Below are 12,890 nucleotides of genomic sequence, written 5' to 3'. Positions count from 1 at the left end.
ACCCCCCGCACCGCCCCCGCCAGTACCGCCCCCAGCGGCGCGGCCAGTCGCAGCGCGCCCCGCTCCTTGTGGGCCAGCAGCACCGCGCGCACCTCGTCGGCGTACACGGCACCGGCCCACACCCGCGGCAGCCCCGCCGGCACCGGCCGCGGCCGGACCGGTCCGGCGCCCCGGCCGCCCCGCGACAGCGCCCGCCGGCACCGCGTGCACAGCTCCGTACGCGGCTGACCACACCCCGCACAGTCGACCGGAAGCACCAGGCTCGCGAGCTCTCGCCACACCCCCCGCATGACTCCACTGTCCCGTCCCGCGAGTCCGGCCACCACCCCTGTGGATAACTCTGCGGACGGGCCAGCGGCCGCGGAATTCCGGAGCACCCAGCCACCGCCCCAGCGTCAGCCCGCCCCGGCGGCCGCTACCCCGACCGCTCAGCCGCGACCCCCGTCTCAGCCACCGCCCCGCCCGGCCCGCACCTGCCAGCGCACCCACCGGCATGCCCGCCAACCCGCATGACCATCCGCACCCGGGGCAGACCGGCACCGCCGTCCCCACCCAAGCAGACCGGCACCGTCCCCCCTCACCCGGACGGACCGGCACCGCAGCCCTCGCCCGAGCAAACCGGCACCGCCACTCTCACCCCGGGTAGACCGGCGCCGTCCCGTCCTTCGCCACGGTCTTCCAGTTGGCGTCCGGGGGCAGCCGGACGATGCCCTCCGTGGCGTCCGCGATCAGCGGGCGGGTCTCGTCCTCGGAGGCCGCCACCGCCTTGACGCCGTTGACGCCGGGCAGTGTCTGGGCGTCGGAGGCCGAGCCGTCGGTCTCCATGAACTGCATCTGCTGCACCCCGCCGGCCTCCCGGCCGACGACCACCAGCCGGCTGCCGCCCGCCCAGGACGCCGCCACGACGTCCTCCAACTGAGGTGCGATCGGCCGCAGTTCCTGTACGGACAGCACCGGGTGCACCGAGGTGCCGTCCCGTTCGACCCGGCCGAGCTGGAGCGTCGTCCGGCCCTTGTCCTCCACCAGGATCGCGATCCGGATACCGTCCGCGGCCACCTTGATCGCTTTGATCCGCCGCGTGCCGAGGCCGGGCACCGAGACCTCCTCGGGGTCGCCCTTGCCCTCGCGCATCCGCAGCAGCCGCGACCGGTGCGCGTCGCGGTCGGCGATCCACAGGTCGCCCAGGCCGTCCCAACTCGGCGCGGTGAGCCCCTCGTCGGCGTTCTTGGCCGCACCGGCGCTGGTCAGCAGCGGCGCGCCGCGTTCGGCGCCGTCCTCCATACCGGACACGTACAGATACCGCCCGTCGGCCGACACTCCGGCCGCGGCGGTCTCACCGTGCGAGATGGCCACCGACCGCAGCGGCGTCCTGCCGGTGCCGAACGGCCCGCGCACCGGCGTCGGCCGGCTCGCCGAGTCCGACATCGCCACGACGCGGTTCTCCGCGTCGATGAAGTACTCCCTGCCGGAGTGCCCGGTGTGGCCCGGGGCGGAGAAGTCCCGGTCGGCCTGGTCCTGCGTCAGCGTGCACAGCGAGTTGCCGTTGGGGTCCTGGAGCTCCACGTCGCTGATTTTGGAGGCCCGCGTCATGTCCTGGACGGTGAAGAAGAGCTGAGCGGCCATCCGCTTGCACTGGGCGGTGTCGGTGTTCACCGCCTGCTTGCTGAGCTTGACCTGCAAGCCGTTGGAGTCGTCGAGCGCCAGGTCGTGGGCGGCGAGCCGGGTGCCGGGCGGGAACGCCGAACTGGTCACGCGGTTCAGCCAGTCGGTGGGCCCGGTCAGCAGCGCCTCCACGCTGGACGTGATCGGCTTTATCCGCTGCCGGAGGTAGACCGGGTCGGCGACGAGCACGTTCTTGCCGGCCTTGGGGTCGTCCGACTCGGACTTGTAGGACGCGAAGTAGTACTTGTTGACGGAGCGGTAGATGCGCTGGAAGTCGGACTGCCCCAGCACCAGCCCGTCGGGCAGCCGGTCGATGCGCCACTGGTCCCCCTCCTTGATGAGGTGGATCGTCGCGCGGTACGGCTGTTCCTCGGGGGTGTAGGCGTGGTTGGCGTCGACGGTGGCCACCTGGCTGCCGGACAGCGTGACGGTGTAGCCGTCCGCGTCCTCGCGGCTCGGGCGGGCCTCCGGCTCGGACTTGGGCCGCTCCTGGAGGACGTTGGTGACCAGGAAGGGCCGCCAGGTGCGCTTCGCCGACTTGGCCAGATACATCCGCGCGGTGCGGAAGTCCGCCTCGTCGCTGGTGGTGGCATCGAGGAAGCTGCGCACGATGTTGGTCGGCTGCGCGCCGTCCTGCGGGGGGACGCCGTAGACCCGGACCTGCGAGTCGCCGTCGGAGCGCGGCGGCTGGTCGACGGCGGTGACGTCGCCGCTGTCGGGCATCGACGCGCAGCCGGCGAGCAGCACGCCCGCGCTGGACAGGAGGACGGCGGTGCGCCCCTTGCGTGCGGCCGTGGCGCCCCGCCCCGTGCGCCCACAGGCCCGTGTGCCGCGTGCCGTGCGCCGGTCCTCGTGCTCAGTACCCACGCCGCCCGCCTTCCCGCTCGGTGCCGCGTACGGCGTCGCGCTCCGTGCCGCGGCTGCTCTTCCGCTCCGTCCGGCCGTCGGCCGCCGCCCCGGCCGCGTCCCGGCCGCCGCCCGACTCCGCCCCCGGCGTGCCGTCATCGGCCGTGCGGCCGCCGCCCGTTCCGTCCTCGCCCGCCCCGGATACGCCGTGCTGCGGTACGACGCGGGCAGCACCGGACGGAGCCACCCGGTCCGCCGGGTCCGCCGCGGGTCGGGCCGGGGCGTGCTGCTCACCTGCGCGGGGCTGCGGCGGGACGGCGGGCGGCGCCGCGCGGCCGGAACCGGTGCGCGCCCGGCCGTCCCCGTCGCGGTTGCGCCGGGAGTCCTCGGGCTCCAGGGGGATCGGGGAGCCGCGCAGCGCCTCCCCGGCCGTGCGGGGCAGCGTCAGCCGGAACTGCGAACCGCCGCCGGGCTCGCCCCACGCCTGGAGCCAGCCGCCGTGCAGCCGGGCGTCCTCGATGGCGATGGAGAGGCCGAGGCCGGTGCCGCCGGTCGTACGGGCCCGGGCCGGGTCCGCGCGCCAGAAGCGGTTGAAGACCCGGGTGGCCTCGCCGGGCTTGAGGCCGACGCCGTAGTCCCGGACCGCGACGGCCACCGCGCCGTCGCTGCGGCCGCCCGCGGACGCCAGCCGGACCACGACGTCGCGGCCCTCGCCGTGCTCGACGGCGTTGACGACGAGGTTGCGAAGGATCCGCTCGACCCGCCGGGGGTCGGCCTCGGCCATGACGGGGTGCTCGGCGCCGCGGACCACGATGCGGCTGCCCTTGCGGTCGGCGAGCGGTTCGGCGCCCTCGATGACGCGGTGCACCACATCGCGCAGATCGACCGGCTCGGCCTCCAGGGCCGCGGCGCCCGCGTCGAACCGGCTGATCTCCAGCAGTTCGGCGAGCAGCGACTCGAAGCGGTCGAGCTGGCCGCGCAGCAGCTCGGCGGAGCGCGCGGTGGCCGGGTCGAACTCGTCCCGCACCTCGTGGATGACGTCGGCGGCCATCCGTACGGTGGTCAGTGGGGTGCGCAGCTCGTGCGAGACGTCGGAGACGAACCGGCGCTGCATCCGGGACAGCTCCTCCAGCTGCTGGATCTTCAGCTGGAGGTTCTGCGCCATCTTGTTGAAGGACTCGCCGAGCCGCGCGATGTCGTCCTCGCCGGTGACCTTCATCCGCTCCTGGAGGAGCCCGGCGGCCAGCCGTTCGGAGATTCCGGCGGCCATCCGCACGGGCGTGACGACCTGCCGGACCACCAGCCAGGCGATGGCGCCGAGCAGGATCACCACGAACACCCCGGCGGTGGCCAGCGTCCCGGTGACCAGCTTGAGGGACTCCTCTTCCTGGCTGAACGGGAAGAGGTAGTACAGCTGGTACTGGTTGCCGTTGACGTCGTTGAGGCGCTTGCCGATGATCAGCGCCGGCACCCCGTCGTTGGAGCCGATGCGCTTGATCTGGGTGTACTGGCGGAACGTGCCGGGCTTGCTGTCCAGCTTCCGCCGCAGGTCGACGGGGACGCTCCGCTCGGGGTCGACGTCGCCGGAGGCGCGCGGTCCGCGGGTGCCGGGGGTGGAGTCGCCGAACGGTTCGTCGGAGTCGGAGCTGAGCGCGACGACGGAGAAGACGCCCTGGCCGCCGCTGGCGAGCTGCTCGACCAGGCTGGTCAGCCAGGTCGCGGAGTCCTGGCTGCCGCGGCTGGCGGTGCGGTTGGTGTCGTCGGGGCGGTTGTCGTCGCCGCCGTCGGCCAGTTTCCTGGCGACCTCGAAGCCGCCGACGGCCTGGCTCTGGGCGGCCTGTGCCTTGGCGGTGAGCAGGCCGTTGCGGACCTGGCCGACGACCACGACGCCGAGCAGCAGCACCACGGCCAGCGACATCAGCAGAGTGGTGGCGACCACCCGGAGCTGGATGTTGCGCCGCCACAGCCGCAGGGCGGGCAGCAGCGGCCGCCGCACCCAGCGGCTGAAGAGCCGCAGCAGGGGGTGGACCGGCCCGCTCACCGCGCCGTCGGGCAGCAGTTGCCCGCCGCGCAGCAGCCGCGCCGCCAACCGATCGGAAAAGGACATTTCACCTGCCGGGCCGACGGTGCGCCCCCGCTGTCCCTCCGGGGCCGAACCGTCCCGGGTCATCTCAGCTGGGCCCGGCCTTGTAGCCGACCCCGCGCACGGTCACCACGATCTCCGGGCGCTCCGGATCCCGCTCGACCTTGGAGCGCAGCCGCTGGACGTGGACGTTGACCAGCCGGGTGTCCGCCGCGTGCCGGTAGCCCCAGACCTGCTCCAGCAGCACCTCGCGGGTGAACACCTGCCACGGCTTGCGGGCCAGCGCCACCAGCAGGTCGAACTCCAGCGGGGTCAGCGCGATCGACTGCCCGTCCCGCTTGACGGAGTGCCCGGCCACGTCGATGACCAGGTCACCGATGGCCAGCTGCTCGGGCGCCGGCTCCTCCGAGCGCCGCAGCCGCGCCCGGATCCGGGCGACCAGCTCCTTGGGCTTGAACGGCTTGACGACATAGTCGTCCGCGCCCGATTCGAGCCCGACGACCACGTCCACCGTGTCGCTCTTGGCGGTCAGCATGACGATCGGCACGCCGGACTCGGCGCGGATCAGCCGGCACACCTCGATACCGTCCCGTCCGGGCAGCATCAGGTCGAGCAGCACAAGGTCGGGCTTGGTCTCCCGGAACGCCGCGAGCGCCTTGTCGCCGTCCGACACGAACGACGGTTCAAAGCCCTCGCCGCGCAGGACAATGCCGAGCATCTCTGCCAGTGCGGTGTCGTCGTCGACGACCAGGACGCGTCCCTTCATTCGGCCATCATCCCATTACCTGATCGTGACTTTCCCCATCGTGAGGGGGAACACATCTCCGCCAGCCGCTCCCGGGTCACCGGCGACACCACCCCGGCCTCCGTGACGATCGCCGTCACCAGCTCGGCCGGAGTGACGTCGAAGGCCGGGTTGTAGGCCAGCGCGCCCAGCGGCGCCACCGGTATCCCCGCACCGGCCTCCGGCCCGGTGCCCGGCAGATGCGGCAGCGAGAACTCCGTCACCTCCTGCCCGGGACGCTGCTCCACCTCGATGTCCGCGCCCCTCTCGGTCGCCGGATCCACCGTGCTGGTCGGGGCCACCACCACGAACGGAACACCGTGGTGGCGGGCGAGTACCGCCAGCGGATAGCTGCCGATCTTGTTGGCCACCGCACCGTCCGCGGCGATCCGGTCGGCGCCGATCAGGACCACGTCCACCTCACCCGCCGCGAACAGCGACCCCGCGGCGCCGTCCGCCAGCACCGTGTACGCCATCCCGGCCCGCGCCGCCTCGTACGCGGTCAGCCGCGCCCCCTGGAGCAGCGGACGGGTCTCGTCCACCCAGAGCCGCCGTAGCCGGCCGGCCCGGTGCGCCGCCAGCGCCACCGCCAGGGCGGTCCCCTCCCCACCGGAGACCAAGGCACCTGTATTGCAGTGCGTGAGGATCCGGTAGCCGCCGCCCGGCAGCAGCTCCTTCAGCAGCGCGTGGCCGTGCTCCGCCATGCGGGCGCTGGCCTCGGCGTCCTCGGCGTGCACCGCGCGCGCCTCGGCCAGCGCGGCCGCCGCCGCGTCCGCGCCACCGGCTCCCCGGGCCACCGCCGCGCGGTACGCCGCGACCGCGCGCCGCACGCCGTACCCCAGATTGACCGCGGTCGGCCGGGCCTGCGCCAGCGCCTCGGCCGCGCTCTCGACGTCGAACCCCCGCGCCGCGGCCAGCGCCACGCCGTACGCACCCGCGATGCCCAGCAGCGGCGCCCCGCGCACGGCCAGCGTCCGGATCGCCCCCACCAGCGCCGGCACGTCCGTGCAGACCAGCTCGGCCTCCTCGGCCGGCAGCCGGGTCTGGTCGAGGAGGACCACCACCGGCCCCTCGGGCGGCTCCTCCCACCGCAGGGACGGGATCGCGAGCGGCACTGCGGCCGCCTCCGGTACCTCGCTGTGATCAGCCATCCCCTCAGTCTGCCGCCGATCCCCCGCCGAACAGAAGGTCCCCTTCCTCCCAGGGCACGGGTACACAGCGCCACCGGCCATGACACGATGACTGACACCGCGGACCCCGGACCCCGGCCGCCCCGGCGGCCGGGCAGCAAGAAGGAGCGACGATGAACAACTCTCCGGGCTGGGCCTCGCCCGGATCCGCCCCCTCCGACGAGCCGGACCGCGGCACCCCGGAGCAACCCGCCCAGCCATCCGCCACCGGCGACCGTCCGGGCACCGGCGAGCAGCCGGCCGCGCCGAACTGGTCCCCCCACCAGCCGCCGCCCGGCCACTGGACGGCTCCCGCCGGCATCCCCGGCCAGAGCGGCCCCGGCGGTGCCGCCCCGGGCGCCGGTGACCGCAGCCGCGCCACGGCCGGACCGGGCCACGGCGGCTGGACCGCCCCGCCGGGACCCGGCGGCCCGCAGGGCGGCTGGGGCGGCGGCTGGGGCGCGATACCTCCGGCGGCCAAGCCAGGAGTCATCCCGCTGCGCCCGCTCGGCGTCGGCGAGATCCTCGACGGCGCGGTCGCGACCATGCGCGCGCACTGGCGCACCGTGCTGGGCATCTCGCTGATCGTCGCGGTCGTCTCGCAGACCACCGCGACCGTCGTCACCGGCCTGTGGTTCCCCGGCCCCTCCCGCCGCCCGGCTCTGGACAACGGCGCCGGGCCGCCGCTGCGCCAGGCCCTGAGCGACATGGGCGACTCCCTCACCGGCTCCGCGATCACGAGCGTGATCGGACTGCTCGCGACGATCATCGCCACCGGCATGCTGACCATGGTCATCAGCCGGTCGGTACTGGGCCGCCCGGTGACCGCCGGGGAAGCCTGGCGCGATGCCCGCGGCCAGCTCCCGCGACTGCTGGGCCTGCTGCTCCTGCTGCCCCTGATGCTCACCGCCGTCTTCACGGCCGGCCTGACCCCGGGCATCATCGTCACCGCCAACGGGCCGCTCGGCGTCGGCCTGCCGCTGACCGTCCTCGGGCTGCTCGCCGGCGGGGTCGTGAGTATCTGGCTGTGGGTCCGCTACAGCCTCGCCTCCCCGGCGCTGATGCTGGAGAAGCAGGGCGTCCTGGCGTCCATGCGCCGCTCCGCCAAGCTCGTCCGGGGCTCCTGGTGGCGGGTGCTCGGCATCCAGCTCCTGGCCTACCTGCTGATCGCCATCGTCCAGTTCATCATCCAGATCCCGGCCACCCTCGTCGCCTTCCTGGTGGGCGGCGAATCCCTCATGGACTGGGCGAGCGGTACCAGTGACGCCAACGGCTGGCCGTTCTTGATCGTCCTGGGCATCGGCGCGATCATCAGCTCCGCGATCACTTTCCCGATCAGCGCCGGGGTCACCGCGCTGCTCTACGTCGATCAGCGGATCCGCCGCGAGGCGCTCGACCTGGAGCTGGCCCGCGCCGCCGGCCTCCCCGACTACGGCGCCGGTGCCCCCACCGGCACCCCGGCCCCGCGGACCGCTCCCGACAACGCCGCCCCCACAACCCCCGACGGCCCGCAGCCCGCTGACGCCCCGTCCGGTCACCCCGCGCCCCAGCAGGCGGAGCCGGCAGAACCGCAGACAACGGCCCCTCAGCCGACGCAGGTTCAGCTGACGAAGCCCCGGCCCGAACAGCCGGGGAAGCAGGAGACCGCGCAGCCGGCGCCCGAGCAGCCGCGGAGCGAGCAGCCGGCGGACGCCGCGCCGGAAGATGCGCAGCCGGCCGCCGACGGCCGGCCCGACGCGTCCGGAACGGCCGCGGACGACTCCGCCGGAATCCCCGGCCCGCGCCCCACCGACCCCGCACCGGGAAGCTGATGCGGTGACCACAGGGGGGAAGACCGCTGCGCTCGCGCACCTCGCCGTGCGCTCCGACGACGGGCTGCCGGTACGGATATCCCGCGACCCCGCCCGCGAGGCGGCGGAACGCGAATTGTCCGATCCGCGGTACCACCAGCACGACCCCAACCCGATCCAGCGCGCCCTGAACTGGCTCTGGGACCGCGTCGGCGAGCTGTTCCACACAGCCGCCGGCGCGACCCCGGGCGGCTGGGCCGGACTCCTCGCGCTCATCGCGTTCGTCCTGCTGCTGGTCATCGCGCTCCGGCTGCGGCTCGGCGCGGTCCGCCGCACCCCGGCCACCCCCGGCACCCTCTTCACCGACACCCCCCGCACCGCCGCCGAACACCGCGCCACCGCCGAGCAGCACGCCGCCGCAGGACGCTGGAACGAGGCAGTCCAGGACCGCATGCGCGCCCTCGTCCTCGCCCTGGAGGAACGCACCCTGCTCGCCCCGGGACCGGGCCGCACCGCCGGCGAGGCCGCCGCCGAGGCCGGCCTGGCCCTTCCCGCGTACGCCGCCCGGCTCCGCGCGGCGGCCCGCGCTTTCGACGACGTCGCGTACGGCGGCCGCCCGGGCACCGACCGGGCGTACGCCCAACTCACCGGCCTCGACACCGAACTCCAGCGCGCCAAGCCCCAGCTGACCGCCGCCGCGGCCAGGAGCCGCGGATGACCACGACCACCACCCCCGCCACCACCGTCCCCGGACTGACCGCGCGCCGCCTGTGGACCCGCTCCCGGGGCGTGTTGCTGGGCGTGCTGATCCTCGTCATCGCCGGAGTGACCCTCGCCGCGCTGCAGTCCGGCGAGCAGCACGGCCGCCTCGACCCCCGGTCCGCGGACCGCACCGGAAGCCGGGCACTCGCCCAGCTCCTCGCCGCCCGGGGCGTCACCACCCGCGTCGTGACCACCGCCGGGGAGGCCGCCGCCGCGGCCGGCCCGGACACCACCCTCCTCGTCACCGCCCCCGACGTCCTGACCGCCGATCAGCTCACCGGCCTCCGCACGGCCACCACCGCCACCCCCGGCCGCACCGTGCTGCTCGCCCCCGGCCCGGTGACCCTCCAGGCCCTCGCCCCCGGTGTCCGGGCCGAACCCCAGGTGGGCAACGCGCCCCGGCAACCGGGCTGTTCGCTGCCCGCCGCACGCCGTGCCGGCGACGTCCTCCTCGGCGGCTTCCGCTACGTCACCGCCGCCTCCGCCGCCGACCGCTGCTACGACGCCGGCGGCCTGCCCTCCCTGCTGCGCCTCCCGGCTGCCCCCGGGGGCCGTGACACCGTCCTCCTCGGCTCCGCCGACCTCCTCCACAACCAGCACCTCGCCGAACGAGGCAACGCCTCGCTGGCCCTCCAACTCCTCGGTACGCACAAGCATCTGGTCTGGTACCTCCCCTCGATCAGTGACGCTTCCTCCCCCGCCCAGGACACCCAGCGCGGCTTCCTCGACCTCGTCCCCGCCGGCTGGTGCTGGGCCCTGCTCCAACTCGCTCTGGCCGCCGTCTGCGCGGCCGTCTGGCGGGCCCGCCGGCTCGGCCCCCTGGTGCCCGAACGGCTCCCGGTCGCCGTCCCGGCCGCCGAGACCACCGAGGGCCACGCCCGCCTCTACGAACAGGCCCACGCCCGGGACCGCGCCTCAGCCGTCCTGCGTGCCGCGACCCGGACCCGGCTCGCACCCCTCATCGGCGTGTCCCCCGCGCACGCCCACACCCCCGACATCCTGCTTCCGGCCGTCCGCACGTACCTGGCCACCACCGCCCCGGCCCCGGCCGATCCGCAGGACCTGCTCTTCGGTCCCACCCCGGCCGACGACAAGGCCCTGGTGACCCTGGCCGACCAACTCGACGCACTCGAAAACTCGATCGTTTCCCAAGAGAGGCACGCACCCCGTGAGCACCCCGACCGCTGACAGCGCCCGAGCCTCGCTGGAGGACCTGCGCACCGAGATAGCCAAGGCCGTGGTAGGCCAGGACCCCGCCGTCACCGGTCTGGTCGTCGCGCTGCTCTGCCGCGGACACGTGCTCCTCGAAGGCGTCCCCGGCGTCGCCAAGACCCTCCTCGTCCGCGCCCTGTCGACCGCCCTCGAACTCGACACCAAGCGCGTGCAGTTCACCCCCGACCTGATGCCCAGCGACGTCACCGGTTCGCTGGTCTACGACACCCGCAACGCCGAGTTCTCCTTCCAGCCCGGCCCGGTCTTCACCAACCTCCTGCTCGCCGACGAGATCAACCGCACGCCGCCCAAGACCCAGGCATCCCTGCTGGAAGCCATGGAAGAACGCCAGGTCACCGTCGACGGCACACCCCGTCCACTCCCCGAACCGTTCCTCGTGGCCGCCACCCAGAACCCCATGGAGTACGAGGGCACCTACCCTCTCCCCGAGGCCCAGCTCGACCGCTTCCTGCTGAAGCTGACGGTGTCCCTCCCGGCCCGCCAGGACGAGATCGACATCCTCACCCGTCATGCGGCCGGCTTCAGCCCCCAGGACCTCCACGCCGCGGGTCTCCGGCCCGTCGCCTCCGCCGCCGACCTCGAAGCGGCCCGCGCCGCGGTCGCCAAGACCGCCGTCTCCCCCGACGTCACCGGCTACATCGTCGATATCTGCCGTGCCACCCGTGAATCCCCCTCACTCTCCCTCGGCGTCTCCCCCCGAGGAGCCACCGCCCTGCTCTCCACCTCCCGCGCCTGGGCCTGGCTCACCGGCCGCGACTACGTCACGCCCGACGACGTCAAAGCCCTCGCGCTCCCCACCCTCCGGCACCGCGTCCAGCTCCGGCCCGAGGCCGAGATGGAAGGAGTCACCGCTGACTCCGTCATCAACGCCGTGCTCGCTCACCTCCCCGTCCCCCGCTGAGGCAACACCGTGGCCCTGACCGGACGCACCGCACTCCTCTCCGCACTCGGAGCCCTGGTCGTGGGCTTCGTGCTCCCCAGCTGGCTCGGGATCCTCCTCGTCCAACTCGCCTTGCTGATAGCAATCTTGTGCGATCTCGCCCTCGCCGCGCCAGTGCGAAAGCTCCATTTCACCCGAACCGGTGACACAAGCGTTCGACTAACGGGCGAAGCCCACATCAGCCTCACGGTCACCAACCCTGACCGCCGCCCCCTGCGCGCCCAGATCCGCGACGCCTGGCCGCCCAGCTCGTTCCGCCCCGGCGAGGACATCCCCGCATCCCGCCACACCCTCCGCGTCCCGAGCGGAGAACGGCGCCGCCTGACGACCGCCCTCCGCCCCACCCGCCGCGGCGACCACCACGCCGTCCGCATCACGGTCCGCTCCTACGGCCCCCTCGGCCTGGCCGCCCGCCAGGGAAACCACCACGCCCCCTGGACCCTCCGCGTCCTGCCGCCCTTCACCAGCCGCAAGCACCTCCCCGCCAAACTGGCCCGGCTCCGCGAACTCGACGGCCGCACCAGCATCCTGACCCGCGGCGAAGGCACCGAGTTCGACAGTCTCCGCGACTACACCCCCGGCGACGACACCCGCTCCATCGACTGGCGCGCCACCGCCCGCCGGCAGGCCGTCGCCGTCCGCACCTGGCGCCCCGAACGCGACCGCCGCGTCCTCCTCGTCCTGGAATCGGGCCGCACCTCGGCCGGCCGCGTCGGCGACATCCCCCGCCTCGACGCCGCCATGGACGCCGCGCTGCTCCTCGCCGCCCTCGCCTCCCGCGCCGGCGACCACGTCGACCTGCTCGCCTACGACCGCCGGGTACGCGCCTCCGTGCAGGGCCACACCGCCCGCGACCTGCTGCCGGCCCTCACCGACGCCCTCGCTCCCCTCGAACCCGAGCTCGTCGAGGCGGACGCCCGCGGCCTGGCGGCCACCATCCACCGCCACGCGCCCCGCCGCTCCCTGATCGTGCTCTTCACCGGCCTCGACACCGCCCCGGTGGAGGAGGCCCTACTGCCCGTCCTCCCCTCCCTCACCCAGCGCAACGAAGTGGTCGTCGCGGCCGTCGCCGATCCGCGTATCGAGGAAATGGCCGCCGGCCGCCACACCCCTCAGGCCGTTTACGCGGCCGCGGCCGCCGAGCAGACCCGCGCCGCCCGCCGCTACACCGCCGACCGCCTCCGCCGCCACGGCATCACGGTCCTCGACTCCACCCCGGCCCACCTGGCCCCCGACCTCGCCGACACCTACCTCGCCCTGAAGTCCGCCGGCCGACTCTGATCACCCAACCCGTCCGCATACCGGCGGAACGTGCTCCCCAGAGAAGGCAACGACACAGGTCAGGCCCGCTCGCGCGCGCCATCTCTCACGATGGCCTCCCGCGCCCGCCCAACACCCCCCATTCACGCCTCACTGATGCCCGTTAAAGCGTTGGGGCCCATTCCCCGGCTGGCCAAGCCCTCTGCAAGGGCCATCGTCTACCGCCCACGGCCAAAGAGCGGCGGCGGTCCAGGTCGGAAACGGCTCCCGACCTCCCCGACCTGGGCAGAACCGCCTAGCCCTTAACCCTTTCGGCACACAACGCAAAAAAGCCTCGCCCCCCGAGTCGAAACTCGGGGAA

General features: G+C 74.1%; 9 protein-coding genes and 1 pseudogene. 5 read left to right on the top strand and 5 right to left on the bottom strand.

What is annotated here, in order from left to right:
• The 5 genes and pseudogenes from MUU72_RS34105 to mtnA form a co-directional block, all read right to left on the bottom strand.
• Positions 1–290: pseudogene (locus MUU72_RS34105) on the bottom strand (ComF family protein); the annotation flags it as partial.
• Positions 291–633: 343 nt separating this feature from the next.
• The gene (locus MUU72_RS34100; protein WP_248017337.1) at positions 634–2,529 is read right to left on the bottom strand and encodes an LpqB family beta-propeller domain-containing protein; all 1,896 of its coding nucleotides are present in this window, start codon (positions 2,527–2,529) and stop codon (positions 634–636) included.
• Positions 2,519–4,678, bottom strand: a complete 2,160-nt coding sequence (gene mtrB / locus MUU72_RS34095; RefSeq protein WP_248017336.1) for an MtrAB system histidine kinase MtrB — start codon at positions 4,676–4,678, stop codon at positions 2,519–2,521. Before mtrB ends, MUU72_RS34100 begins: the two co-directional genes overlap by 11 nt.
• A gap of 1 nt (position 4,679) precedes the next feature.
• Positions 4,680–5,357, bottom strand: coding sequence for a two-component system response regulator MtrA (gene mtrA / locus MUU72_RS34090; protein WP_018542117.1), 678 nt, complete (start codon positions 5,355–5,357; stop codon positions 4,680–4,682).
• Entirely contained in the window at positions 5,354–6,526 is a 1,173-nt protein-coding gene (mtnA, locus tag MUU72_RS34085; protein WP_248017335.1) for an S-methyl-5-thioribose-1-phosphate isomerase, read from the bottom strand. The genes mtrA and mtnA overlap by 4 nt, the downstream gene beginning before the upstream one ends.
• Positions 6,527–6,678: 152 nt before the next feature.
• Between mtnA and MUU72_RS34080 the strand changes: the two genes are divergently transcribed.
• The 5 genes from MUU72_RS34080 to MUU72_RS34060 are packed head-to-tail and all read left to right on the top strand — an operon-like array spanning position 6,679 to position 12,550.
• Positions 6,679–8,355, top strand: coding sequence for a DUF7544 domain-containing protein (locus MUU72_RS34080; RefSeq protein WP_248017338.1), 1,677 nt, complete (start codon positions 6,679–6,681; stop codon positions 8,353–8,355).
• Between the two features lie 4 nt (positions 8,356–8,359).
• The gene (locus MUU72_RS34075; RefSeq protein ID WP_248017334.1) at positions 8,360–9,052 is read left to right on the top strand and encodes a DUF4129 domain-containing protein; all 693 of its coding nucleotides are present in this window, start codon (positions 8,360–8,362) and stop codon (positions 9,050–9,052) included.
• On the top strand, positions 9,049–10,284 hold the full coding sequence (locus MUU72_RS34070; RefSeq protein ID WP_248017333.1) for a DUF4350 domain-containing protein: 1,236 nt from the start codon (positions 9,049–9,051) through the stop codon (positions 10,282–10,284). Before MUU72_RS34075 ends, MUU72_RS34070 begins: the two co-directional genes overlap by 4 nt.
• Positions 10,265–11,230, top strand: coding sequence for an AAA family ATPase (locus MUU72_RS34065; protein ID WP_248017332.1), 966 nt, complete (start codon positions 10,265–10,267; stop codon positions 11,228–11,230). Before MUU72_RS34070 ends, MUU72_RS34065 begins: the two co-directional genes overlap by 20 nt.
• Positions 11,231–11,239: 9 nt before the next feature.
• Positions 11,240–12,550 (top strand): DUF58 domain-containing protein, encoded by a 1,311-nt coding sequence (locus tag MUU72_RS34060; RefSeq protein ID WP_248017331.1) that lies wholly within the window; start codon positions 11,240–11,242, stop codon positions 12,548–12,550.
• Positions 12,551–12,890 lie beyond the last annotated feature (340 nt).

The sequence above is a fragment of the Streptomyces rhizoryzae genome (assembly GCF_023155275.1).
In the GTDB taxonomy this organism is placed as follows: domain Bacteria; phylum Actinomycetota; class Actinomycetes; order Streptomycetales; family Streptomycetaceae; genus Streptomyces; species Streptomyces rhizoryzae.
This window is presented reverse-complemented; position numbering and strand designations above follow the sequence as displayed.

Coding starts and splice junctions, on each gene's coding strand:
- MUU72_RS34080 (WP_248017338.1), top strand. CDS start 6,679: ATGAACAACTCTCCGGGCTGGGCCTCGCCCGGATCCGCCCCCTCCGAC.
- MUU72_RS34070 (WP_248017333.1), top strand. CDS start 9,049: ATGACCACGACCACCACCCCCGCCACCACCGTCCCCGGACTGACCGCG.
- mtnA (WP_248017335.1), bottom strand. CDS start 6,526: ATGGCTGATCACAGCGAGGTACCGGAGGCGGCCGCAGTGCCGCTCGCG.
- mtrB (WP_248017336.1), bottom strand. CDS start 4,678: ATGACCCGGGACGGTTCGGCCCCGGAGGGACAGCGGGGGCGCACCGTC.
- mtrA (WP_018542117.1), bottom strand. CDS start 5,357: ATGAAGGGACGCGTCCTGGTCGTCGACGACGACACCGCACTGGCAGAG.